The organism is Proteiniphilum sp. LBM24028 (genome assembly GCF_056629195.1).
On record NZ_CM152817.1, the window covers coordinates 2,267,771 to 2,293,518 of the forward strand.

At 40.4% G+C, this 25,748-nt stretch carries 24 protein-coding genes and 3 pseudogenes; 20 read left to right on the plus strand and 7 right to left on the minus strand.

The window, feature by feature from the left end; genetic code table 11:
• Positions 1–8 precede the first annotated feature (8 nt).
• The gene (locus tag AC1HCU_RS08970) at positions 9–1,319 is read left to right on the plus strand and encodes a TolC family protein (RefSeq protein ID WP_418893113.1); all 1,311 of its coding nucleotides are present in this window, start codon (positions 9–11) and stop codon (positions 1,317–1,319) included.
• Between the two features lie 3 nt (positions 1,320–1,322).
• Entirely contained in the window at positions 1,323–2,768 is a 1,446-nt protein-coding gene (locus AC1HCU_RS08975; protein WP_418893112.1) for a hypothetical protein, read from the plus strand.
• Between the two features lie 92 nt (positions 2,769–2,860).
• Here the strand turns inward: AC1HCU_RS08975 and mobC are convergent, their stop codons facing one another.
• From mobC to mobA, 3 genes are read right to left on the minus strand one after another with little or no spacing between them, the layout of a single operon-like run.
• Positions 2,861–4,873 carry a conjugal transfer protein MobC gene (gene mobC / locus AC1HCU_RS08980; protein WP_418893111.1) on the minus strand — a complete coding sequence of 671 codons (2,013 nt, stop codon included), beginning with the start codon at positions 4,871–4,873 and terminating at the stop codon, positions 2,861–2,863.
• Positions 4,874–4,922: 49 nt separating this feature from the next.
• A complete protein-coding gene (gene mobB / locus AC1HCU_RS08985) occupies positions 4,923–6,179 on the minus strand; it encodes a conjugal transfer protein MobB (protein ID WP_238867492.1) in 1,257 nt (418 codons plus the stop codon).
• Positions 6,179–6,598, minus strand: coding sequence for a conjugal transfer protein MobA (gene mobA, locus AC1HCU_RS08990; RefSeq protein WP_456107270.1), 420 nt, complete (start codon positions 6,596–6,598; stop codon positions 6,179–6,181). Before mobA ends, mobB begins: the two co-directional genes overlap by 1 nt.
• A 704-nt stretch (positions 6,599–7,302) precedes the next feature.
• Between mobA and AC1HCU_RS08995 the strand changes: the two genes are divergently transcribed.
• The 18 genes and pseudogenes from AC1HCU_RS08995 (at position 7,303) to AC1HCU_RS09080 (ending at position 23,297) form a co-directional block, all read left to right on the plus strand.
• Entirely contained in the window at positions 7,303–8,070 is a 768-nt protein-coding gene (locus AC1HCU_RS08995; protein WP_238867494.1) for a ParA family protein, read from the plus strand.
• A gap of 5 nt (positions 8,071–8,075) precedes the next feature.
• A complete protein-coding gene (locus AC1HCU_RS09000; protein WP_238867495.1) occupies positions 8,076–8,543 on the plus strand; it encodes a DUF3408 domain-containing protein in 468 nt (155 codons plus the stop codon).
• A gap of 2 nt (positions 8,544–8,545) precedes the next feature.
• Positions 8,546–9,238 carry a hypothetical protein gene (locus tag AC1HCU_RS09005; RefSeq protein ID WP_238867496.1) on the plus strand — a complete coding sequence of 231 codons (693 nt, stop codon included), beginning with the start codon at positions 8,546–8,548 and terminating at the stop codon, positions 9,236–9,238.
• A 127-nt stretch (positions 9,239–9,365) separates the two neighbouring features.
• A complete protein-coding gene (locus AC1HCU_RS09010) occupies positions 9,366–9,665 on the plus strand; it encodes a DUF4134 domain-containing protein (RefSeq protein WP_238867497.1) in 300 nt (99 codons plus the stop codon).
• Positions 9,666–9,667: 2 nt separating this feature from the next.
• The gene (locus AC1HCU_RS09015; protein WP_238867498.1) at positions 9,668–9,991 is read left to right on the plus strand and encodes a DUF4133 domain-containing protein; all 324 of its coding nucleotides are present in this window, start codon (positions 9,668–9,670) and stop codon (positions 9,989–9,991) included.
• Positions 9,988–12,471, plus strand: coding sequence for a TraG family conjugative transposon ATPase (locus AC1HCU_RS09020; RefSeq protein WP_238867499.1), 2,484 nt, complete (start codon positions 9,988–9,990; stop codon positions 12,469–12,471). Before AC1HCU_RS09015 ends, AC1HCU_RS09020 begins: the two co-directional genes overlap by 4 nt.
• Positions 12,472–12,500: 29 nt before the next feature.
• Entirely contained in the window at positions 12,501–13,130 is a 630-nt protein-coding gene (locus tag AC1HCU_RS09025) for a DUF4141 domain-containing protein (RefSeq protein ID WP_238867500.1), read from the plus strand.
• Positions 13,131–13,245: 115 nt separating this feature from the next.
• Complete coding sequence (gene traJ / locus AC1HCU_RS09030; protein WP_480371141.1) at positions 13,246–14,241, plus strand: conjugative transposon protein TraJ; 996 nt, start codon at positions 13,246–13,248, stop codon at positions 14,239–14,241.
• Positions 14,242–14,265: 24 nt separating this feature from the next.
• Positions 14,266–14,889, plus strand: coding sequence for a conjugative transposon protein TraK (gene traK, locus AC1HCU_RS09035; RefSeq protein ID WP_238867501.1), 624 nt, complete (start codon positions 14,266–14,268; stop codon positions 14,887–14,889).
• Positions 14,890–14,895: 6 nt separating this feature from the next.
• Complete coding sequence (locus AC1HCU_RS09040) at positions 14,896–15,171, plus strand: hypothetical protein (RefSeq protein WP_238867502.1); 276 nt, start codon at positions 14,896–14,898, stop codon at positions 15,169–15,171.
• A 35-nt stretch (positions 15,172–15,206) separates the two neighbouring features.
• Positions 15,207–16,586, plus strand: a complete 1,380-nt coding sequence (traM, locus tag AC1HCU_RS09045; RefSeq protein WP_238867503.1) for a conjugative transposon protein TraM — start codon at positions 15,207–15,209, stop codon at positions 16,584–16,586.
• A gap of 31 nt (positions 16,587–16,617) precedes the next feature.
• A complete protein-coding gene (traN, locus tag AC1HCU_RS09050; RefSeq protein WP_238867504.1) occupies positions 16,618–17,544 on the plus strand; it encodes a conjugative transposon protein TraN in 927 nt (308 codons plus the stop codon).
• Positions 17,544–18,113: a conjugal transfer protein TraO gene (locus AC1HCU_RS09055; protein ID WP_238867505.1), complete on the plus strand. Its 570-nt coding sequence runs from the start codon at positions 17,544–17,546 to the stop codon at positions 18,111–18,113. The genes traN and AC1HCU_RS09055 overlap by 1 nt, the downstream gene beginning before the upstream one ends.
• A 27-nt stretch (positions 18,114–18,140) precedes the next feature.
• Positions 18,141–18,602, plus strand: a complete 462-nt coding sequence (locus AC1HCU_RS09060) for a DUF3872 domain-containing protein (protein WP_238867506.1) — start codon at positions 18,141–18,143, stop codon at positions 18,600–18,602.
• Positions 18,586–19,095, plus strand: a pseudogene (locus AC1HCU_RS09065) (glycoside hydrolase family protein). Before AC1HCU_RS09060 ends, AC1HCU_RS09065 begins: the two are co-directional and overlap by 17 nt.
• A gap of 127 nt (positions 19,096–19,222) precedes the next feature.
• Positions 19,223–20,638 (plus strand): glycosaminoglycan attachment site, encoded by a 1,416-nt coding sequence (locus AC1HCU_RS09070; RefSeq protein ID WP_480365302.1) that lies wholly within the window; start codon positions 19,223–19,225, stop codon positions 20,636–20,638.
• A 77-nt stretch (positions 20,639–20,715) separates the two neighbouring features.
• Positions 20,716–22,284: an ATP-dependent nuclease gene (locus AC1HCU_RS09075; RefSeq protein WP_238867508.1), complete on the plus strand. Its 1,569-nt coding sequence runs from the start codon at positions 20,716–20,718 to the stop codon at positions 22,282–22,284.
• Positions 22,269–23,297: a DEAD/DEAH box helicase gene (locus AC1HCU_RS09080; RefSeq protein ID WP_238867509.1), complete on the plus strand. Its 1,029-nt coding sequence runs from the start codon at positions 22,269–22,271 to the stop codon at positions 23,295–23,297. The genes AC1HCU_RS09075 and AC1HCU_RS09080 overlap by 16 nt, the downstream gene beginning before the upstream one ends.
• A 215-nt stretch (positions 23,298–23,512) precedes the next feature.
• Here the strand turns inward: AC1HCU_RS09080 and AC1HCU_RS09085 are convergent, their stop codons facing one another.
• The 4 genes and pseudogenes from AC1HCU_RS09085 to AC1HCU_RS09100 all read right to left on the minus strand — a co-directional run bounded on the left by AC1HCU_RS09085 (position 23,513) and on the right by AC1HCU_RS09100 (position 25,703).
• Positions 23,513–23,743, minus strand: coding sequence for a hypothetical protein (locus AC1HCU_RS09085; RefSeq protein ID WP_238867510.1), 231 nt, complete (start codon positions 23,741–23,743; stop codon positions 23,513–23,515).
• Between the two features lie 4 nt (positions 23,744–23,747).
• Positions 23,748–24,003 (minus strand): annotated as a pseudogene (locus tag AC1HCU_RS09090) (hypothetical protein).
• A gap of 26 nt (positions 24,004–24,029) precedes the next feature.
• Positions 24,030–25,293: pseudogene (locus tag AC1HCU_RS09095) on the minus strand (PcfJ domain-containing protein).
• The gene (locus tag AC1HCU_RS09100) at positions 25,290–25,703 is read right to left on the minus strand and encodes a PcfK-like family protein (RefSeq protein WP_238867511.1); all 414 of its coding nucleotides are present in this window, start codon (positions 25,701–25,703) and stop codon (positions 25,290–25,292) included. Before AC1HCU_RS09100 ends, AC1HCU_RS09095 begins: the two are co-directional and overlap by 4 nt.
• Positions 25,704–25,748 lie beyond the last annotated feature (45 nt).

Consider the following 25,748-nt stretch of genomic DNA (forward strand, 5'->3'; position numbering starts at 1 on the left):
TCTTCACTATGATGAGAAAATTATTTATACTAATTGCACTGTGTTTTTTATCCTTTTTATCCTATTCTCAAAAAAAGGTATATAGCCTTCATGAATGTATAGAAATAGCACAAAAAAACAATCTTGATATTCGGGAAAAAAGGCTTACACATGAACAGAAAGGAGTTGCTTACCAGCAAGCGCGTGCCAATTTGCTCCCAAACCTCAATGCTTCTGTTGGACAGAATTTTATTTTTGGTCGCTCTATTGGTATAGATAACACTTATCAAAACACAAATTCATTACAGACTAGTTTTGCGCTAAGCAGTAGTTTCACAATTTTCGATGGGTTAAAAATGAAACATGATATTGAAGCACGAAAAGCATATTTAGCAGCTTCAGATGCAGATTTAGATAAAATAAAAGAAGATATTGCAATTAATGTTTCAACTGCATTTCTACTTGTCTTAATGAATAAAGAGCTTGTGCAGATAGCTACCGATCAAATCGAACTGAGTAAATACAATATTAGTAGAAAAAAAGAGTTGGTTAATAGCGGAAAATCTTTGCATGGGGAGGTGCTTGAGCTAGAATCTCAATTAGCAAAAGAAAATTTCAACTTGGTTAATGCGGAAAACAAGTTAAAACTGTCGAAACTTGATTTGATGCAAATAATGGAATTAGAAGACCTGGAAGATTTCGACATTTCCATAGAAACACTTGACTCATTATTTGAAGAGGGTCTTATTTTCTTAAATAACTCGGTATATGAAAACGCATTTAACAATCGTCCGGAAATTCGGAGTATAAAATTTCAAATAGATGCGGCAAAGAATGAATTATTAGCAGCCAAGTCTCAATACTTTCCATCCATCTCTTTAGGTGCACAGATGAATACAGGCTATTATAAAATGAACGGGAGAGATAATATTTCGTTCAACTCACAAATTCAGAACAATCTTAGTAATTCCATTGGAGTAACTCTAAACATTCCTATCTTTAATCGGTTTCAAGTGAGAAATGCGGTAAAAAATATGAATATTATTTTAGAGAAAACAAAATTAAATGAGAGTAAGGCCAAAATCGAACTTCGTAAACATATTGATCAAGCTTTTTATAATGCACTTGCGGCTCAAAGTAGATTGGAGGCTGCTCAAAAATCTGAAACAGCAAATCGTGAAGCGCTTCGATTTGTTCAAGAAAAATATGAAAACGGACGTGCGACTTCCTACGAACTTTTCCAAGCTAAGAATATTTTAATACAGGTTTTGGGTGAAAAGACTCAAGCTAAATATGAATATGCTTTTCGTTTGAAGATATTAAAATTTTTAGTAAAATAAATTATGAAAGCCAAATTAGTAACATTATTGGGCTTTATTACCATTTTAAGTATTTCATTCATTCTTTTTTTAGAGAGTAATACTGAAAAAAAAATAAGAATAATTGAAAACTCTATTAAACAGCAAGATGATTCTTTGCTATCGAATTCTTATCTTTTCATAAAGGAAAATGCTTCTTTTAATAACAAGCTTTTAACAAGAAAGACAGATCTAAATTATACCATAATAGATGATATAAATTTCACACTACAGCAATGCAGAGATAAAATTGTAACCGGATTTTTACCATTTAATGTCTTTTGTGAATATATATTGCCGCCGGTAATCTATCAAGAATCATTTGAAAACTGGAGGTTGAGTTGTATTAAAGAATTCAGTTTTATTAATCCTAACTCCCATGATATCTTTTTTGTTTGTGATACTGTAAATAAATATTTAGGTAAGAATTTTAGTTTTAAAAATCGAGGAAATGAATATAAGGATAAATCTTGGAGTGATTATCAAAAAGGTATATCCGGAAATTGCTTTGATATGACTAAAGTTGTTCTTTATCCTCTCAGATCTTTAGGTTATGCCACAACGGTTGATTATATTTTAGGTTGGGGAAACGCGGATGGAAGTCATGCCTGGAATGTTATCTACGATGTTAATGAAAAGAAAATGGTTCCGTTTATGGGTTTACAAGAATCAACCACATATAATCCGTTTATTTTGTATGATTGCAAAATAGATTCTACAAAAAGTGGTTATAGGTATCCAGCAAAAGTATTTCGCAAAACCTTTTCTATTGATGAAAAATACAAGAAAATTAAACATCACTTTTTGCCTAAAAAGAACATTTTATTTAAAGAACTAAATTTTAAAGATGTTACTTCAGAGTATTTTAATGTAGCTGATGTTATTTTGGAAGTAGATAAAAAATATGACGGTGAAGTTTTATTCTTATGTGTTTATAACAGAAACAAGTGGGTTTCTGTATCAGCCGCTATTTGTGGCAAGAATAGTATAAAATTTGAAAACATGAATAAAGGTTTACTGTATATTTTATCTGACGGAACTAATACTATATCTGAGCCTTTTATACTATCGGAATATTCGGAAATGAAAAAGTTAAACCCATTAATAAATAGTCATATAGAGATTGAAATAAGGTTTCTAAGATCAAGAGAAGAAGAATATGCGCAAGCTTGGGGTGATTTGAATAATTTGCCCAATGATATATTTCAAGGTATTGCGAATGATTATTATAGAGAAAAACCAGTTAATGGCACAAAGTATCAAATATATATTTATAATCAAGGTTGGCAATTTATTTCCGAATCAATTGCTAAAAACGATAGGGTAATATTTTCACGTATTCCCGGTAATTGTCTCTATATTATTAAGTGTCAAGAAAAAACAGTAGGGAGACCTTTCACTTTCAAGAATAATATTTGTAAATGGTGGTAAAATACTAAATTTTAAATGTAAACATAGAAAACTTAATCTTGAATACGTAACAAAATAATAGACTGTCAGATCAAAATCTAAACTTTTACATATTAGTCTTTCTTCTCTTTGATAAGGTGCTTCAAATTATCGTCATTCTCTATGCGGTGTTTCTCCGATTTTACAATATTTTCCACATCCGCCTTTATTTGTCTGTAATTTTTTTCAATATCCTGTTGCATCGTATCGTTCCCGTTTTCATCGGTAAAAGAGACTATTTCGGGGATGTTGCAGTACGCTTTTGTTTCGGCGGCAACACGAGCATTATCCACCACGATTTCGCAATGAAAAATCTTCTGCTCGATACGTTCGTCGAAATTGTCCGAAACCGCACCCACGAACATTCCTTGTGTTAGATTACTGATTTTACTTGCCGGGATAAGGCTGTCCATCTGCGTAGAAATAGAAGTCGATTTATCCTGCCGGTTAATGGTCATTGATTGCCGTTTCTGCAACACTTTTCCGAAACGTTCCGATAGAGTTTTTGCAGTTTCGCCAACAACCTGCCCCGAAAAGATATTGCCTACCGTATTTTGAATAACCTTGCTTTCCTTATCGCCGTAATCGCGTGTCAGTTGCGAATAGTCCTGAAATCCCAAGCAAACAGCCACTTTATTGCTTCGTGCCGTAGCAATCAAATTATCCAATCCACGAAAATAAATGGTTGGCAACTCGTCGATTATTACCGAACTTTTCAACTGCCCTTTCTTGTTTATCAGCTTCACGATACGGCTGTTGTATAATCCCAATGCTGCCGAATAGATGTTTTGCCGGTCGGGATTATTGCCCACGCAAAGAATTTTCGGCTCTTTCGGATTATTAATGTCCAACGAAAAATCATCGCCCGTCATTACCCAATAGAGTGCGGGCGAAATCATTCTCGACAGCGGGATTTTTGCCGATGCAATTTGTCCCTGTAATTGGTCTTGTGCACCGCCTTCCCACGCATCCATAAAAGGCGAAAGGTAATTTTCCAATTCGGGATAGCTTGTGAGAATAGTAAAGGTATCAGCATATTTCTTATTCAGAAACTCGATAGCGTGCGGAAAAGTACAGTATTTGCCGTTTTCATATATTTTCAGATACCAAATAATCGCAGCCAATAAAATTATCGGACTTTCCACGAAGAAATCGCCCTGTTTCTGAATCCACGTTTTATTGAGGTTTAGCATTATTGTGTAAGCGCTTTCATAAGCATCCGAGATATCGGTCATAAATGCCGGATTAATTGGATTACAGCGATGGCTTTTGCGTGGATTATCAAAGTTTATTACATAAAATTTTGGCGGAACTTTGTACTTGTCGATATGCTTTAGCAAGTGGTTGTAGGCGATGGTGGAAAGGTCGTCGAACTTGAAGTCGTAAATGTACATGGAAAAACCTTTCTCTATTTGTTGTTTGATGTAGTTGTTAACCACGGCGTATGATTTTCCGGAACCAGGCGTACCTAAAACAATGCTCGCCCGAAACGGATTGACCACATTTATCCAGCCGTTGTTCCACTTTTTTTTATAGTAAAATCGTGTAGGCAAATTCACAGAATACTCGTTTTCCATCAGACGGGTTTCCTGCATAAAACTCTCGTTTTCGGTATTAAACACATCGTCCATCAGGTTGTTTTTCAAAAGGCGACTAATCCAAAGTCCTGCCATCAAGAGGCAAATATAACCTGCCGAAATTGTAAAAATATACCATACCGCAATGCCTGTTTTGGCAATCGGCAACGCCAATATCCAAAAGTCCAGAAAATACAGTGCGATGCCGAAACCCAACACAATCCAAATCTTCGTCCACGTGATTTTTTCATCTTTCATCCCTTTTGTTCCCAAGCAGGATAATGCCAGAAACAGCACCGAAAAGAATTTCGTAATCAGCGGATGTTTGTACAGTCCTGCTGTTCGATGAAAATTCATCAAAATTCTGTCTAACACGGCAATCGTTGCGTGCCATTCCCGAAACGCCTCATAACAGTACCAATAACAGTGGATAACCACAAATAAAATACTTACGGCCCGCATAAATTCCATTGTTTTGGCGAGTCCCCTTAAATCGTCTTCTTGTTGCATAATATGCCCCCCAGCCCCCTAAAGGGGGAGTTTTGGTTAGTAAAATTGATTATAGTTTTGGTTTCTTAATTGTTCTTCTCTTTTTTCGCATTTTACGTTTGAAAAGTTCATCTTCGTAATCGTCGCCGTGCATTTCGAGTAAAGAAACACCCGGAAAAACATCGTTTGTTTCCGGTGCTTTTTCCAAATCGGCAAACGGATTATATTCTTTTTCTTTGGATTGGATTTGAGTATCCGATTTTTGGGAAACTTCCGGCTTAATGCCGTTTGCAAACCACTCGTGAAACACGTTTGCCGAAAACTCTTTTCCCAAACGAGAACCGTTGAGAACAGTTTTACTTTGATGGTCGATAAACGTTACGCCGTAAATACGTCCTTGCTCATTCTCGCGGAACACCACTGAAATCCCCTTTTTAAGCAGATTTTTCTCGAAGTTTTTTCGTTTTTTTGAGTCAGAAATAGTTTTCAAAATATTCACTCGAAGTCGGTTTTTGGTTGCTTTATCCATTTTCCAAGTCTGTTTCTCTTTGTCCATTCTCTTATACAAAGCATCGCAACCGACCGATTTGCCAAAAAGCGACGATTTAAAGGGATTACCAACCTTTTCGCCCTTCTTGTTCAATACCGAATAAACCAATCCATTATAAGGTTTTCCTTTGTGTTCGCCTTTCACTTCTTCCGCTGTCAGATTAAATAATGATAACAGTGCCCGATACTCGCTAAAACTTTGAAAACGGTATGATTTTGCCAACTCACGAACCGCATTGGCAACTTGCCGTTTTACATCACCTTTCGAGTAATCCACTTTTTGAAGCGGAAGTACATTTTGCCGTTCCTGTTTATCGGCAGGAGTTAAGTTAAATTCCTGTTCCAACTTCCGGCAGATATCCATCGACCGCCGTTTCTCATAGGCATCGGAAATGCAACTTCCGTCGGCTTTCACCCTCACCGAAACAATGTGAATATGTGTCCGGTCAATATCGGTATGTTTGAAAACGATGTACGGTTGTTCGCCAAAACCGAGTTCGTCCATATACTGTTGAGCCATCTTGATAAAATTTTCGTCAGTTACTTTATCGGTTGGGTTTGGGTTTAACGAAATGTGAATTACCGGCTTTTCAGTACGTCTGTTGGCTGACAGATAAGGCTTGAAGGAGTGCAAAATGTCCGGCATTTGATATGTTCCGTCTGCCTGTTCTATGATATTTTGAGCGAAAAGCACCTTGCCGTTTTCATCATCCACCTTCAATTTATTGTACGAAATTGCCCCGAAAAGCGATGTTCCGTGTCCGATTTTCGCCACCATTATACACCGTATTTCTGTTTAAACTCGTTTGCCAGTGCCACGATTTTCTGCGACAGTTCCACCAATTTTATCGTCTCTTTTTCCAATTTGTAGAGAAAAGCCAATGCCTTTTTCTCTGTAAAATTTGTTTTTAACGCCTTAACAATCTGGTTGTAATTGACACCTATTGCTCGGAATTGCGAATGAAAAGTGGTCAGTCGCATATAAAAATCCTGTCCAGCTTTATCTATTTTCACCGTTTTAATTTTACGATTAAAGAGTACTGCGAGAATATATTCCGCCTTGGTCTGTAATCCCGACTCATCAAAAAGAGTCAAAAAACGAGCATTTTCATCGTCCGTCAGACGTACCACATAGCGATTATTTCGCTTTGAGAGTTTGGGTTTTCTGCCACCCGAATATTTTTTAGTTGTCATAATCAGTTCATTCTATAAAATCAGTCCGTTTCAAAAAAATCCCGACTTCGGAGAGGATTTTAAAGTTGGTTTTCAGGCACGGCGAAAGTTTCGAGTGCCTGAAAACACAACTTGCTCTATTCCGGCGAATAGAAAATCCCGACCGTGTCGGGATTAAAACCAGTCGATTGAAAAGAATGGGCAGATGATTTATCCGAAAAGGCACGTCAGCCTGCATCTGTTTCAATACAGTGCAAAATTAAGGGGAAAAATAGTCGTGAAAGCTCGTAGTAAAAACGCCAAATACTGCCAAACGACGCCACGAAACGCCAAAACCGACAAGCGCGTGAAGATTCTGTTTTTATTTGCAGAAAAAAAGAAAGTATGAAATTTCCGGCATTATAAATCAATGGAAGTTGAACTTTAAAAGTTGCCCTTTTAATTAATTCACAATTTCCAATAAGAATTATGAATGCAATATTGCTTGAATGCCATTTCATGCAAGCATTCAAAAAAAAGGGCATAAAAATGAGCAAACTAAAAATTTAAATCATTGATAATCAAGTTATAATAATTGGATTATTTAAAAAGAAAGACAGCATTATAGAACAATTTCTCTTTTAATAATTAGCGAAAAAGCAAATCAAAACATTAAATTTTTTCAAAAATGTGATTCAATACAACAAGAGAATTAAAACAGAATTATTCATTAAAAAAAGCATTGGAAAATGAAAAAAGAAACATTATTTATTGCCTTCACAACACAGAAGGGAGGAGTAGGAAAAAGTGCGATGACTACGATTACAGCAAGCATCCTGCATTACCGGATGGGGTACAACGTGGCTGTATTTGACTGCGATTATCCACAATGGAGTATTGTCAAAATGCGCGACAGGGACACCAAAACCGTGATTGAAAGCGAACGTTTCAAGCTGTTGGCTTACGAGCAATTTACCTCCATCAACAAAAAGGCATACCCTGTTATTTCGTGCAAACCCGATGAGGTAATCCAAAAGGCAGAAGTATTTTTAAAAGAGACACCGATTGATTTCGATTTCGTGTTTTTCGATTTACCGGGGACTATTAACTCGGCAGGAGTAATCAATTCCATTTCGCGTATGCACTACATTTTTTCGCCCATCATTGCCGACCGCTTGGTGTTGGAAAGCACACTTGCTTTTATGAACGTGCTGAACGGCGTGTTGGTAAAAGGCGGGGATACCGGCATCAAAGGGATTCATCTGTTTTGGAATATGGTGGACGGCAGGGAGAAATCGGAACTTTATGCTCATTATGACCATATAATCAAAGAATTGGATTTATCACTGATGAAGACCTACCTTCCCGACAGCAAGCGGTTCCGGAAAGAGATGTCCGCCCAAATGGAAAATCGACAGATTTCACGCTCTACACTTTTTCCGATTGACAGGCGACTTTCCAAGTTCGCCCGGATCGAGGAGTTTATCACGGAATTTTTACAAATCGTTCAACACTGATTTTTATGGAAGAAAACAGAAAACCACCCATTAACGAAGAATATATCATGTCCATAGTTTCCGAAACACGTTCCGGACACGATAAGTTAGCTCCTGCCGTAAACGAGCAGATACGTCAAGTTTCAGAAAAGAAGATGGCAGATAATCAGACACAGGAACGTGATAACGATTTACAAACAGAAAAACAGGAGATTCGGGAAAACAAGAAACGTAAAAATCGACAAAACCTGATAGATTATGAAAGTCGTTTTATAAAAAAAGCCGATTTAACCGTCCGTTCGGGCAAAGGTGTATATATCCGTGCCGATTACCACAACAGCATCAATCGCATAATCAGCGTGATAGGAAATAATGAAATATCCATTACCGATTACTTGGATAACATTTTGACGCATCACTTTGAGATGTTTGAGCAGGAGATAACAGATGTATTCGACAAAAACTATAAGCCATTAATCAATAAAAACAGATAACCATGAATCCTTTTTTTATATCCACCTTGTGGCAGTTCCTGCTTGTTATTGTCGGAACAGCCGCTTTTTCGCTTACCGTCCTGCTTATCGGTCTCTACATCCAGACAAGCAGAAAAGATAAGCGAGAAAGTTACGGACGCAGTATGAAACAGACATCTCAAAAACAGTTGAAAATACCCGATATTATGGGTACAGCCCGGCAGCCGGAACGCCAATCACAGCCAATTGAAGCCACCGAGTGCCAAACTGAAAATCGTGAAGATAAACCGGCTACTTTTGCCCGTGAAATTCCGAGCGAGGAACTCGACCAAGTTTTCGGGACGGAACAAACCGATGAAACCGACACACGGGAAGACCCCGACCCGGACGAAGACGAAGTAGATTGGCAAGAGGAAGAAACCGAATTGCAGGCGCACCGCACGACAGCCGATAATGAGAATGATTTTGCCACGGGAGTCTCTTTCGATGAGTTGCAACAGATAACTCGCCTGATACAGAAAGATGCGTTGCAACCCGATGAGCAAAAATCCGTAGCCACGGCTGCCATCAAACTTGCCCATACCGATTTATGGGAAAAAATAATGAATGCGTTGCCCGACGCAAACCGAAAGATTGCCAAGATGCTTGATGCTTCGCCACAAAAAGTACAAACAGCCGAAGATTGGCGAAGTTTCGACATCCGGAATTTCATTTGATTACAGTAAACGAGTTTACAAATAAACAGGTAAACAACATTTACAAAACCACTAAATCCAATTTTATAAACCCGACTTCTGTTGTTCCTCATCCAAGAACGACAGAAGTCATTAAACAAATGTTTGTATGGCAAAGAAAAAAATCCTCTCAACGGCAATCGTTCTGATTGCTGCTTTTAATGCCTTTGCACAAGGAAACGGTGCTGCCGGAATCACCAAAGCTACCGATATGGTAACCGGCTATTTCGATCCCGCCACCAAACTCATCTACGCCATCGGCGCCGTTGTGGGACTTATCGGCGGAGTAAAAGTTTACGGAAAGTTCAGTTCCGGCGATCCTGACACGTCCAAAACCGCGGCTTCGTGGTTTGGTGCGTGTGTGTTCCTGATTGTGGCAGCCACTATTCTACGTTCCTTCTTCTTGTAAAAATGGCGGAATACGAAATCAATAAAGGCGTGGGCCGCAGCGTCGAGTTTAAAGGCTTGAAAGCCCAATACCTTTTCATTTTCGCAGGCGGACTGTTGGCGATGTTTATCCTGGTGGCAGTGCTGTACATGGCAGGTGTAAACCAATTTTTATGTCTTGTACTCGGTATTGCCGGTGCAACGATTATCGTGTGGAAAACCTTTTCGATGAATAAAAAGTACGGGCAGCACGGCTTGATGAAAATTTCAGCCCGAAAGAACCACCCCCGCTATCTAATCAACCGAAAACGTATGCGTTCACTCTTAAAAAGAAGAAAAGGAGCATGAGAAACATCAGTAAAATGACAACCTTGGAAAATAAGTTTCCGTTGCTTGCCGTTGAAAATGGCTGTATCGTGAGTAAGGATGCCGACATTACCGTGGCGTTCAGGGTAGAACTGCCCGAACTTTTTACCGTAACCGCGGGCGAATACGAAACCATTCATTCGGCATGGAATAAGGCGGTGCGGGTGCTGCCCAACTTCACGGTGGTTCATAAGCAGGATTGGTTTTTAAAAGAGAACTATCAGTCTGACATTCAAAAAGATGAATTGAGTTTTCTCAGCCGAAGCTTTGAACGGCACTTCAACGAACGTCCCTATCTCAACCACGAGTGCTATCTGTTTTTGACCAAAACCACCAGACAGCGAATGGCGATGCAGAGCAATTTTTCTACTCTTTGCAGAGGGAATATCCTGCCCAAAGAGATAAAGGACAAGGAGACCGTTCTTCGTTTTCTGGAAAGTGTGAGTCAGTTTGAACGTATAATAAACGACAGCGGTTTTATTTCGCTTGTCCGTCTTTCGGAAGATGAAATCTGCGAAAAAGGAGGTCTGTTGGAGCAGTACTTTTCATTGAAAGGAAAAGAGCACGCACCGCTTGAAGACATCTCGTTAGGTGCGGAAGAAGTGAAAATCGGCGACAATATCCTATGCCTGCACACGCTTTCAGAGAGCGATGATCTGCCGGCTGCAGTCAGTCCCGACAGCCGGTATGAAAAATTATCGACCGACCGCTCGGATTGCCGATTGTCTTTTGCCGCGCCTGTGGGCTTGCTGCTTGCCTGCAACCACATTTACAACCAGCTGCTTTTTATCGAAGACAGCGATGAGAACCTGCGTAAGTTCGAGAAAAGCGCAAGGAATATGCACTCGCTCGGACGTTATTCGCGAAGTAATCAAATCAACGAGCAGTGGATTCAGGAATATCTGAACATAGCCCATTCTCAAGGCTTGACTTCCATCAGGGCACACTTTAACGTAATAGCGTGGAGCGACAACCGCGATGAACTCAAACATATCAAAAACGATGTGGGCAGTCAGTTGGCTTTAATGGGCTGCACACCCAGACACAACACCGTAGATACGGCAACGCTCTATTGGGCGTGTATGCCCGGCAATGCCGCCGACTTTCCGTCGGAAGAAAGTTTTTACACTTTCATTGAGCCGGCTCTGTGCTTTTTCAGTCAGGAAACCAACTACAAAAGTTCTACATCGCCGTTCGGCATTAAAATGGCGGATAGGCTGACCGGAAAACCCCTGCATGTGGATATTTCCGATCTGCCGATGAAAAGAGGCATTATCACCAACCGAAATAAATTTGTGCTGGGGCCCAGCGGAAGCGGAAAATCGTTCTTTATGAACCATCTTGTCAGACAGTATTACGAACAGGGAACGCATGTGTTGTTGGTGGATACGGGAAACTCGTATCAAGGTTTGTGCAGCCTGATACATCAAAAGACCAAAGGCGAAGACGGAATTTACTTTACCTACACGGAAGAGAATCCTATTTCTTTCAACCCGTTTTTCACGGATGATTATGTGTTCGATGTTGAGAAAAAAGACAGTATCAAAACTCTGCTTTTAACGCTTTGGAAAAGTGAAGAAGAGAAAATATCGAAAACCGAAAGCGGAGAACTCGGCAGTGCGGTAACGGCCTACATCCATAAAATTCAGTCCGACCGGAGTATCACGCCCAACTTCAACACTTTTTACGAGTTTATGCGTGATGTGTATCGTCCCGAATTGGAAAACAGGGAAATCAAGGTAGAAAAGGATGATTTTAATATCGATAATTTTCTGACCACACTCAGACAATATTACAGCGGTGGACGCTTTGATTTTCTGCTTAATTCCGACAAAAACATCGACCTTTTAAACAAACGCTTTATCGTGTTCGAGATAGATGCCATCAAGGAAAATCGCGAGCTTTTCCCTGTTGTCACGATTATCATCATGGAAGCCTTTATCAATAAAATGAGGCGATTGAAAGGAGTTCGTAAACAACTGATAGTGGAAGAGGCATGGAAAGCCGTTGCATCGGCAAATATGGCTGATTATTTGAAATACATGTACAAAACGGTGCGCAAGTATTTCGGCGAAGCCATCGTGGTAACGCAGGAAGTGGACGACATCATTTCCAGCCCGATAGTCAAAGAGAGCATCATCAACAATTCAGACTGCAAGATATTATTGGACCAACGCAAGTATATGAACAAATTCGATCAGATACAGGCACTGCTCGGACTAACGGAAAAGGAGAAAGCGCAAATACTTTCCATTAACCAGAACAATGCTCCGAACCGTAAATACAAAGAGGTCTGGATAGGGCTGGGCGGAACGCAATCCGCAGTTTACGCCACCGAAGTATCTCGTGAAGAGTACCTTTGCTACACCACCGAAGAAACCGAAAAATTGGAAGTGATGAACAAAGCGGAATCGTTGGACGGAGATATGGAGAGGGCGATAAAACTCTTGGTAAACAAGTAAGCAAGAATTTTAAACCAAATCCAAAAACAATGAAACAGAAACTTTTAATTTTAGTAACGGCATTGACTTTAAGCGGTTTCTGCGCCAATGCCCAATTTATCGTGAATGATCCGGTAAACGTTGCCACCTCCATTGCGAATACGGCAAAAGAAATTATCCAGACGTCCAAAACGGTTAAAAATACGCTCGACAACTTTAAGGAAGTAGAGAAAGTATATAAGCAGGGAAAAGAGTATTATGATGCTCTGCGTAAGGTGAACGATTTAGTGAAGGATGCCCGAAAAGTACAGCAAACCATCTTGATGGTGGGTGATATTTCGGATTTGTACGTGAACAGCTACAAATTGATGCTGCAGGATAAAAACTTCTCATTCGAAGAGCTTACCGCGATCGCGTTCGGCTACACAAGACTCTTGGAAGAAAGTGCGGCATTGTTGAAAGAGTTGAAACAGATTGTCAATCCCACAACCCTTTCACTCAATGATAAGGAGCGGATGGATTGGATTGACCAAATCTATAAAGAAGTCAGTGAATACCGTTCATTGGTCAGCTATTACACCAACAAAAACATCTCGGTCTCTTACCTGCGTGCGAAAAAACAGAATGACGCACAACGGGTACTCGACCTGTACGGTTCGTTAAGTGACAAATACTGGTAAAACTGCCCCTGACCTCCTATAGGGGGAATAGGACGTTAAGTAAATAAATATTTTCTAAATGAAATAACGATGAATAATGACACTAAAACACCCCCTTCAGGGGGAAGGGGGGCTTATGGATTTTGAAAATTTACATCAGGTACTGCGAACGCTGTACACTGAAATGATGCCCTTGGTGGGCAATATGACAGGCATAGCCAAGGGTGTTGCCGGACTCGGCGCTCTGTTTTACGTGGCAAGCCGTGTGTGGCAGTCCCTTGCGCGTGCCGAAGAGATCGACGTTTACCCGCTTTTGAGACCTTTTGCCATCGGGCTTTGTATTATGTTTTTCCCTACTATTGTTTTGGGGACGATAAACAGCGTGCTTTCGCCCGTGGTAAAAGGAACTAATCAGATGATGGCAGCACAAACCCTGGATATGAACAATTTGCGTGAACAACGCGACCGATTGGAACGGGAAGCGATGCTGAGAAATCCCGAAACAGCCTTTTTGGTCAGCAACGAAGAGTTTGACAAAAAGATAGACGAAATGCAGGGACTCAACCCGAAACACCTTGTTACCATTACATCAATGTATCTGGAAAGGGGGATGTACAACCTGAAAAAGTCGATGCAGGATGCCTTCAAATCTTTTCTGGAGATATTGTTTCAAGCTGCCGCTCTGATAATCGATACCATTCGGACATTTTTCCTTATCGTTCTTTCCATACTGGGACCCATTGCTTTCGGAATTGCCGTGTTTGACGGATTCCAATCTACTTTGACGGGATGGTTGAGCCGCTATGTTTCGGTTTATCTGTGGCTGCCCGTATCGGATCTGTTCAGTACCATGCTTGCCAAAATCCAGACGCTGATGATAGGCAAAGAGATTGCAGCTCTTGAAAATCCGGCGTACATCCCGGACGGTTCGAGTGTGGTTTATATCATTTTTATGCTGATAGGCATTGTCGGATATTTTGTAATTCCTACCGTTGCCGGATGGATTATCCAGGCAGGCGGAATGGGCAACTACGGAAAAAACATTAATCAAACCGTGCAAAAAAGCGGTGCAGTGGCGGGAGCCGGCGCAGGAGCCGTAGGCGGAAATGTTTTGGGTAAATTGAGAAAATAATAAACGAGTAAACAAAGTAAAAATATGGAATTCAAGTCATTAAAAAACATTGAAACATCTTTCAGGCAGATACGGCTTTACGCCGTTGTTTTTGGTGTGGTGTGTCTTTTGATAGTCGGTTTTTCTCTTTGGAAATCATACGCTTTTGCCGAGAAACAACGGGAAAAAGTCTATGTGTTGGACAACGGAAAATCACTGATGCTTGCGCTTTCGCAAGATGCGGCAACAAACCGTCCGGTAGAAGCGCGCGAACACATTCGCCGTTTTCATGAACTGTTCTTCACGCTGTCGCCCGACAAGTCAGCCATTGAAAGCAATATGAAACGAGCATTTTTTCTTGCCGACCAATCGGCTTTCAACTACTACAAAGACCTTACGGAAAAAGGATATTACAACCGGATTATATCGGGAAATATCCAACAGCGTATCGAAATTGACAGCATTCAGTGCAATTTTGAGGTCTATCCTTATGAAGTGAGAACCGTTGCCCGTCAATACATCATCCGTTCGAGCAACCTGACCGAACGCAGTTTGGTTTCAGAATGCCGTCTGGTCAATTCCATCCGTTCCGACAACAATCCGCAAGGTTTTATCGTCGAAAATTTTATTATTCGTGAAAACAGAGATATCCGGACAGTCAAACGATAAAGGAATATGAATAATATCTTGATAAAAATACGCCAAAAACGAAATCGTTTTAACGATAAATTAAAACGGAAATTAGGTGACCTTTCGTCTACGGCAAAACTGAACGGCATTTTGCTTGTGATGCTCTTTTATGCGGTAATGACATTGATAATGCTTGTCAGAGCATTCGATAAAAATGAAAGATCAATAATTATCAAGCATATCGAGCCTGCTCCGTTGATTGACACACCGATAAAGCTTGAGCCCGAAAAGGACACGTTATCAGCAGAAGAATTTAAGTAAAACAACCACTAATCCACAAATTTCAAATTATGACAATGAAAGAAAATAATGAAACTTCGACTACTGTTTCGGAAGAAAAAACTTCGAAACAGGACGAACAGAAAAGAGAGGAGCCACAGACACGCAAGCTACCCACGATCGAAGAAATTCAAAAGCGAAAGAAAGTATTGGTGTATATGTTGCTGGTTTTGGTTTTTATCGGTGTGATGCACTGGATTTTTGCACCTTCAAAGGCCGAAAAGGAGAAATTGCAAACCGAACAGGGAATAAACGTTGAAATACCGGAAATATCCGGCGGTGAACTGCCCGAAGATAAGGAAACCGCCTACAAGCTGGCAGAGAATGAACAAAAGGAGAACGAACGTCAATGGACAATGGGTACACTTTCCGACTTTTTCGGTGATACTCAAAAGTCGGATAATCGTCTCGAAGAGAGGGAGTCGTTTGCTGATCCGGATTACCGTTCCGGTAAAGGCAACGAAATTAGCCGGTCGGCATCGGCTTACGGTGATATCCGGAACACGCTCGGCAATTTCTACGAAGAGAACTCCCAAATGGAAATCTTGCAACAACAAATTGATGAATTGCAAGCACAACTGGACGAGAAAAACGGTTTGGTAGATGAAGACCGGGAGATACAAAGACAACTCGAACTGATGGAAAAATCATACGAAATGGCAGCCAGATACCTGCCGCAAAATCAACAAGCGACAACACCCAATCCTTTTGAAACTGCCGTTGAACGGGAAATGGACGAGCCGTTGCCGAATGCTTACACCAAAACGGAAGCCAAAGAGTCTGTGTTTACCGTACTGCCCGAAGTGAAAAACGTGGTGTCGGCTCTTTATCAGGATGTCCCCGACAGCGTGTTTATGGCCGAACAGATGCAGGAGCGCAACCGCTCGTTTCTTCCCGGCACCGAAACCGTCGACGACATTCCGCTAAAAAACACGCTGAAAGTGGCAGTTTATGAAACACAAACGTTAAAAGACGGCGAAACCGTGCGCTTGCGCCTGTTGGAACCGGCCCGCGTGGCGAACATGCTTGTCCCGAAGAACACGCTGCTGACGGCTGTAGCCCGGATACAGGGCAACCGCTTGACGCTTTCCGTAACCAGCATCGAACACCGGGAACGGATTGTCCCCGTAAACCTTTCGGCATACGACCTGGACGGACAGCCGGGTGTCTTTATCCCCAATTCCCTGGAAGTGAATGCCGCCAAGGAAATTGCTGCCGGAATGGGACAATCCGCCGGAACGAGTTTCACGTTTGCATCATCGGCAGGACAACAACTGGCCGCCGATGCGGGGCGCGGACTGTTGCAGGGTGCATCGCAATACTTCGGGAACAGGATGCGTGAAGTGAAGGTGACGCTCAAAAGCGGTCACAAGCTCTTTTTGATGCAAAACAGATAAACCGATTATAAACCACTAAAATCCAATTTGTATGAAACTAAAATTAAAAACAATCTTTTTCTTCGTTGCCCTGCTTTCTGGGGCGATTACCTCAAATGCCCAAATTAACACGGGCGATCTCTATCAGGGAATGAGCCGGACAATTCCCAACGGCAGAGTAGTATTGCCTTACGGACTCTCTGTAGCTTACGAGAAAACGGTGCACCTGATTTTTCCTTCCCAAATACGTTACGTTGATTTGGGTAGCAGTAACATTATTGCAGGCAAAGCGGAAGATGCCGACAACGTACTTCGGGTAAAGGCTGCCGTTCGCGATTTTGAAACGGAAACCAACCTGAGCGTAATCTGTAACGACGGAAGTTTTTTCTCCTTTAACGTGAAATATGCCGAAGAACCGGAAAGGTTGAATATCGAAATGCAGGATTTTCTGTATTCGGGTGTGAATAATTTGCCGACCAACAAAGCCGATATTTACTTCAAGGAACTCGGTAACGAATCACCGGTGTTGGTGAAACTGATCATGAAAACGATTTGGCAAAACGACCGCCGGGAAATCAACCACATCGGCAGTAAGAAGTTTGGCTTACAGTTCCTGTTGAGAGGATTATACTCAAACAACGGGTTACTTTATTTTCACACGTTGATTAAAAACCAAAATCAAATGCCTTATCAGGTAGATTTTGTCACGTTCAAGGTTGTGGATAAAAAAGTGGCGAAACGCACAGCCATACAGGAACAGGTATTGCAGCCGCTACGCTCGTTCAACGAAGTAACCCGTATCGGCGGATACCAAACCCAACGTTCCGTCTTTGTCCTGGAGCAATTTACGCTGCCCGATGACAAGCAATTGGAAGTAACACTCTTTGAGCAAAACGGCGGTCGCCACCAAACGTTTGTGGTCGAGAACGAGGACTTAATCCGTGCCAAAGATATCGATAACCTGAAATTGAAATTCTGATGAAACGGATACTGTTATTCATGGTGGTGACGGTGGCGATAGCTGCCGTATCACACGCTCAACGGCTGATACCCGGACAACGGGGATTACAGTTGTCCATAGGAGTTCCGATTACGGAAAGTAAGCTGTTTGAAAACGGCAATTTTACCGCCGAGATGGCGATGACCATTAATCACAAACGAGCCAATCATTGGCTGCTCGGATTGGAATACACGAAAAGGCATTTTGCTTATCGTGATATGCAAATCCCGTCCGAAACGGTTGTTTTTGAAGGCGGTTATCTCTTAAATCTCTTTTCCGATGCAGGAAAGAATGTATTGCTCAACACCGGAATTACTGCCGTTGCAGGTTATGAAACGGTTAATCGAAATGAAAAGCTTTTACCCGATGGTGCAACGCTATTGACACGAGACCGATTTGTTTACGGCGGTGCTTATCACTTGGCATTGGATCTGTTTGTAATCGACAATCTTGTGCTTTTCGTAAAAGGGAAATGTAATGTGTTGTGGGGAAGTGATGTGGAGATGTTCAGACCTTCTTTACAAACAGGAATAAGACTAATTTTTTAACAATGAAGACTAACAATATAATAAACTATGAAACATAAAATAATCAACAACTTTTGGGTGGTGGGAGTGCTTGCCCTTGCAGGGTTTTGTCTATTTGCTTGTAATCACGAGTTGGATATTCAACAAGCATACCCGTTCACGGTAGAGACAATGCCGGTGCAGAAGCACATCGCCAAGGGGCAGACGGCGGAGATACGCTGTACGCTCAAACGACAGGGACGGTTTGAAGAAGCATGCTATACCATCCGTTATTTCCAACCCGATGGCAAGGGGATATTGAAAATGGATAACGGTACGGTCTTCAAGCCCAATGACCGCTATCCGCTCACGAAAGAGGAGTTCAGGCTATACTACACATCTGCTTCCACCGACCGGCAGACGATAGACGTGTATGTGGAGGATAATTTCGAACAGACGGCAAAACTCTCGTTTGAGTTCAACAGCCAAAAGGACGAGGAAAAGGAGAAGACGAATGAGAATAAGAAATAAACTTATCGTCTTGTGCCTTGTCTGCCTCTCCTGCTTGCGGCTTTCCGCTCAGGATGGTAGAAATGCTCTGCTCTTGCTTCCTCCGTTCGAGCGTGCCACCGTTTGCATCAAGCACTTCGAGGGTTTACACGGGTTCAAGGACGCACCCTATGTCGGATATGGTAATAAGTTGCAAAAGGGAGAACGTTTTACGGCGGCGATGCCGGAACGGCAGGCGGATTCGCTGCTTCGGGCAGACCCGATGAAGCGTCTGATGATGTTCAAGGATTACGGAAAGGATGCCCTGCTGCTTGCCGTCCTGTCCTACAATGTCGGAGCGGGCAGATTACTGGGATACAGTAAACATCCCAAAAGCCGATTGCTGCGGAAGATAGAGGCGGGAGACAGGAATTTCTACCGTGAATTTGTCTCTTTCTGCTGATACAAGGGACAAGTCCTGCGAGGGCTTGTCAAACGACGAAATGTGGAGTTTGCCCTATTTTATATACCCTGATTTTCAAATACACCTCTTGCGACATTTTTATGCTCCACAAGGGGCGTTTTCTTTCTGTTTTATTCGCCTTTCTCGTTATGAATGAGTAACTTTGTCGTCTGAAAATAATAGAACATTAGTGCAATATATGAAACCATTGAATTCTAATAAGGCAAATCTTTTACTCCTTTTTACAAGAGACCCGTTTGTTAAACTTGTAAACAAGGAGTTGGAATATTATTCTTCTAAAGATGACTCGCTGATAGGTTTTGTTTCTTTAGATAAGGAGGATAAAACATTCCATGCCATGCTTCTCGACCGAGATTCAAGAAACAAGTATTGTCTCGTTTCTATGAATTTGGATCTTAATTCAATAGAGGAAGGAAGAAAAGCTCTAAAAGACATGATGGGTACATATGTACGAAATGAAGACGCTCTGAAGAAAGAGCTTCCAGCAAATGACTTTTTCTCTCCGATTGTAAAATCTGAGCAGCAACATCCATACTTTACCATGTTATTGGATAAGGATGGATTCTTTACTGCGGCAAAATCTGTCATTGAAGAGTTGTCTTTTCACTACGAGGATAGAGATGGCAATTTTGTAGATCAATTCCAATCAATAAATGGCTTTGATGCACGAATTTGGGAATTATATTTATGGTGCTATTTTAGGGAGGAGAACTTTCATTTCAACTATAATCATACAGCTCCAGACTTTTTGATAGAGAAGATGGGATATAAGATTGCAATAGAGGCAGTTCATATCAATCGCAAACAAGGATTAGACGAACCTGCAAATATTCCGACAGTTGAAGAAATTTTCAAGAAAATGGAGAATGAGATTCCATTAATGTATGGTTCTCCTCTATATTCAAAGTTAAATCACACATATAAAGAACAACCATATTGGGAGCTTCCACATGTAAAGGGCAAGCCATTGGTCTATGCCATTGCCGATTTTCATGCAGATATGTCTATGACTTGGTCTTTTCCAGGAATTATAAGTATCTTATATGGTATTGATCAGAAAGCAATCCATAATAATGATGGTACAATATCATTGGAAAACGAAGCCGGTATAACATTTCAGAAAAAAGAAATTAGCATTAAACCACTTTTCCTTGATGACAAATTCAAACATGTGAGTGCTATATTGTTTTCTCCTTGTGGTACTTTGCCAAAATTCAACAGAATGGGAATACAAGCCGGCTATGGGAACAATAACAACAAGTTATATCAAATTAAGATGTGCTATAATTCAAGCCCAAATGCAATTTTACCAGATGTAATTGGTAAGGTCGTGAATGAGGAGTGCAGGGAGACATGGGCAGATGGCATTCAGATATTTCATAATCCATTTGCCGAGATACCATTAATTCCAGAATTTTTTCCACATGCTGGACATCATTTCTACAAAGATGGACTTCTTAGAAGTATAGTTCCCAACGAGCATACCATTTCAACTATGACGTACAATATCAAAAATATTCCTATTGTTCCTCCTTCATTTAATATGCATTCTTCAGAAGAATACGATGAGATTATTAAAAAATGGAGAATGTGACAAACAAGTACGTATTTAATGAAATCGCATGATATTACTTTCCTATAAATCCAAATCCTATTGTAAACAACAAAGAAATGATGACTATAGCAAAAATTAAGCTACACAACTTCAAGAGATTCAAAGATCTGTTTTTTGATGTTAATCCCGATATTAATATTTTTATTGGAGATAATGAATCCGGAAAGAGTACAATTCTACAAGCGATAGATATTGTTGCTCGAGGAAGTAGAACACGCATTGAGAATATTGGTCTCGACAAACTTTTTAATATTGAGGCTATCCGTGAATATATGAACGGGGATCGAGATTTGAACAAGATGCCAGAGATGTATGTGGAACTCTACTTTCCTGATCAACCAGATCCCTCATTAGAAGGGATGAACAATAGTAAAAGAAACCTATGTTCAGGTATAAGATTGTGTTGTATCCCCAATGATGAATATAGTCAGCAGATTGCACAATTGCTGCAAAATCCTAATGCTTCTTTTCCTTTGGAATTTTATAAAATTGTATTTGAAACTTTTGCAGGTGAATCATTCAATGCTTATACTAAAAGGCTAAGTTGTATTTTTGTTGACAACTCTACAATAGGTAGTCCTCGTGCCATGCGCGACTATGTAAGTGATATTTATCATGTACAGCTAACTGATGAGCAACGTATAAATGCAAGATATGCTTACAAGAATAATAAAGTTCAATTTCAAAATCAAATATTGGCTCAATATAATGCTTTGATACCACCTTATAGTTTTGCAATAAGAGAATCTGCTGACGATAATATTGAAACAGATATTACACTTTTAGAGAATGATATTCCATTAGAGAATAAGGGAACAGGCACTCAGTGCTTTATAAAAACAGAACTTTCTATAAACAGGGCCGTCAGCAGTATTGATGCTGTATTGATTGAAGAACCAGAAAATCATTTGAGCTATACAAAGATGCTGGAACTTATTGAACTTATAAGAGGTTCTCAAAATCGACAGCTCTTTATCTCTACTCATTGCGACCTTATTGCTACAAGATTAAACCTAAAAAAATGCCTGCTTTTTAATAGTTTATCTACCAATGTTGTTAGTTTGGGGAATTTACCTGATGATACCGCCGATTTTTTCATAAAGGCTCCAGATAATAATATGCTACAATTTGTATTATCCCCAAAATCCATTTTGGTAGAAGGAGATGCGGAGTTTATTTTAATGGAGGCTTTGTATAAAAGAACAATTGCTAAAGAGCTATCTTCAAGCGGGATAGGAGTTATCGCTGTTGGTGGAAAATGCTTCAAAAGATATTTGGACATAGCAAAATTATTGAATAATAAAGTAGCGGTAATAACCGACAATGATCATGATTATGCTGTTAATGTAACAAATAATTACTCGGATTATATCCAAAATCAGTTTGCAAATATCAAGATTTATTCGGATGCAAATAATGAAAGGAACACTTTCGAAGTGTGTATTTATCAGGATAATCAAGCTATATGTGATAGTGAATTTCAAACTCCTGGACGTAGGTTAGCCACGGTAGATTTTATGCTAAAGAATAAGGCTGAAGCTGCATATTTGTTGCAGAAGAATAAAGCTGATACAATTGTTGTTCCTCAATATATACAAGATGCAATAACATGGATAGACGCTTAATACTTGCAGTCGCAGGATCTGGAAAAACGACTTTCTTGATAAATACATTAAACTTGGAACAGCGTTTCTTGATAGTTACCTACACGGATAATAATTTAGCAAATATCCGCCAACGCATAATCAGCACTTTTGGTTATGTGCCTCATAATATAACGCTTATGTCATATTTTCAATTCTTAATACGTGTCTGTTATCGCCCTTTTCTCAAGGATAAAGTTCGGGCAAAAGGTATCACGTGGGATATGCCAAACCAGAAAACATTAAAATTAAAGAGAAACAATCCTTTATTTTACCTCACGAAAGGGCGGTATTTATATCATAATAGGATTGCCAAGTTGTGTTTAGAATGTTGTGCAAAATTGATTAAAGAGCGTATAGAGAAATTTTATGACTACTTTATGGTTGATGAAATTCAAGATCTTGGTGGGCATGACTTCAATTTGATACAAGCCATCACTCCTACTACCATTGATTCTCTATTTGTAGGAGATTTCTACCAACATACTTTCGACACCAGTAACGATGGGAATGTTAATAACGGACTATATAATGACTACAATAAATACAAGAAAAAATGGTCTGCGATTGGAGTTACTATTGACGAGACTACGCTTTCCAACAGTTATAGATGTTCGCCTACAATTTGTCAACTTGTCACGCAACAATTACACATCCAAATTTCTTCTCATCGGCAAGATAATACAAAAATCATTTTAATAGATAATCAAGATGATGCAGATACCTTGTTTGTCGACAACGAAAAAATCAAATTGTTTTACAGAGAGGCTAATAAATACTCGTGCTATGCAGAGAATTGGGGAAAATCTAAAGGCCTTGACAAGTTCCAAGATGTTTGTATTGTATTGAACCAAACTACCTTGAAAGGATACAATGACAATACATTGCATCAATTAAATCCGTCAACCCGGAATAAACTTTACGTTGCTTACACAAGAGCAAAAAGGGATATATACTGTATTCCACATGTGTTTTTAGATAAATACAAACAATGACTTTACTTTCCCTCTAAAACAAACATATCTACCTGTATTTGAGAGAATGATATTATATTATATTATATTATCTTATTGGCTTTTTGTTACTTTTGAGCCGTATCAACTCACTGTCAAAAGTAACGAGGTGTTTTTCGCTGGGGTTTCTTTGCTCCTTTCTTTGTCCGCCCGAAGCTCACGAAAGAAAGGAGCGGTCGGCAAATCTGCCGACCGCTTTACTCCGTCTGTTCTTCTTGAACGGTTATCCGTCCCGTCCTTATATCGGGGTGAGTGGAGAAAGCCCAATTCACCTCCTCATCGGGAAGGGTGCTGTGAATGTTTCCACCCATCACCATTCCGCAATCCTGAATGACCTTTTGTCGTGCTTCTTCTCTGCTCTCGGCAACCACCTCAAAAACACCCTCGAAAATGTATCGTGTCCGTACTCTGTAAACTCTCTTCTTCATATTCTCAAAATTCAACCTTTAATAATCTGTATTCCTTTGGTTCTCCATTGGATAACCTGCGGTGGGTAAGCCAAAAATGGTGTGCGCCATAGCCGTATGCAAAGGACTTGTCAAGTTCCGTTTTCTTCGGCTATCCGCTTGACGGCAGACCTCAGTTCCTTCTCATTGGCAGATAAGGTAATGGCATTGATGACCCTTATAAGGATATAGGGTATCTCGTCCGCCCAATTGCATACGATGCTTTCTATTTCTGCTTTCATATCTGTGATGTTTTGGTGATTGTTGCTTATGCTGTCGCTCTCATTCTCTGCCTTATCAGTTTGCGGTTGGCATTGACAAGGCTAACGATTTGGTCGTGATATTCCGTATTCTTATTGCACACGCCACGGGATTGAATGACTTGAAAAGTGTCCAGCGACACTTCCACCGTTTCAATCCGCTGTCCGTTAATCTGTGCCGAAAAAACAAGCGTATCGGGTTTCAGAAAATATTCGTTGGTAAAAACGCAATGCTTTAGTGTTTTTCCTTCTTCGTAAAACTCTTTCACACTTTGCAATACCCGAATGTTCAATTTACCGTCCGAAAACTCCAGACCGAAAAACTTGGCTTTTAATTCTTCATAAATTTGCTCGTTTTTTAACAAGCATTCCCGTTCTCGTTCACGTTTCTGACGTTCCTGCCACGCTTGTTTTTTGTGCATCCATCGGTCGTGTTCCACTTTTAAATCAGCCGGACAAACAAATTTGGCGTTGAGTATGTCTTTTCCGAAAAAACGCAACAAGTCCATATAATCGCACCAAAGCGAAGCATCCGATACGGTGTACTTATTGCGAATGCAAATGCGGATACTTGCCCAAAAATCATCCAAATCTTGCGAACATTTTATGGAAAAGTGGCGAAACAAATCAATCTGCCCCGATTTTAACAAAGTTTCCATCCGGCTGTCAGACAGAATGTTTCTGAAAAAGTTTCGGGGCGAAAGTCCGTGAAAATTGCCACGAAAACCGTTGCGTCTCACTTCGGGGATAAAACGTTTGTACGGATAGGTGGCAACGGGCGATAGGTGGCAACGGGCGAAATGAGATGTGTCTGCCGTTCTTGACGGATTTCGAGGTCGGACGACCAATTCCAAATATCGCAATAAAACACGCTCATACTTCGCGAACGTGCCATTATTTCGGACTTTCCGCTCGGAGCTATCCAATGTTGAACAACTTCCCGGCATTGCGAACGTGCCGAACTGCCTACTCGACAATATTTTTCCAAAAAGAAATAGCGTAAAACTTGAAAACCACCGTTAACGGTAATCATCCCAAAATACTCTTTTTGTGCAAAACTCTGCTTGCGGGTGTCAATAACTTGCAAATTCTCACCGCAATTAGGGCACGTGCATCCGCAAATGCTTTCGGCTAAAACGTGTCCGCTTTTCCACGAATGTCCGGTTGGTCAAAACAGTTTTGAAATGCCCAATCTTGTTGCTTTTGTGTAATCGGGGCAAGTCGCTTACTTTGTTCGGCGACTTTTTTCTGTAATAAAGTTCTCGGTTTCATTCGTCGAAAAGGCTTTTTTGAACGCACGGTTCGGGTTGTACATTCGGACGTTTCCTTATTCGTGTCATACGTTCGTAAGCATCATTTTCGGCTCGCTTAATGGCGTTCTGACGTGCCTGTTCCTTTTCTTCGGCAGTCAATTCAATAGTATGATTTACAATAATATTGCAGTCAATGGGATTGCCGATTTCAATATTGTCTTCATCATAAAAATGTACAGCCATCGAAAAAATTTCATCATCGGCAAAACCGTTGCATCCACTCTGCTTTACGCAATTGAGAATATAAGTGATGCAGTCGTCAAGGTTTTTTTCCGATTTATTGAACGAAACGGCAAACAGTTTGTCCGTTTCGGCTCTGTTTCTCAGATAGGCTTCTATCGTATTTTTGAAATGTTCGGTTGTTTTCATCTTTTATATGTATTACTTCCTTTCAACCTTTCCGTCAAATGACGG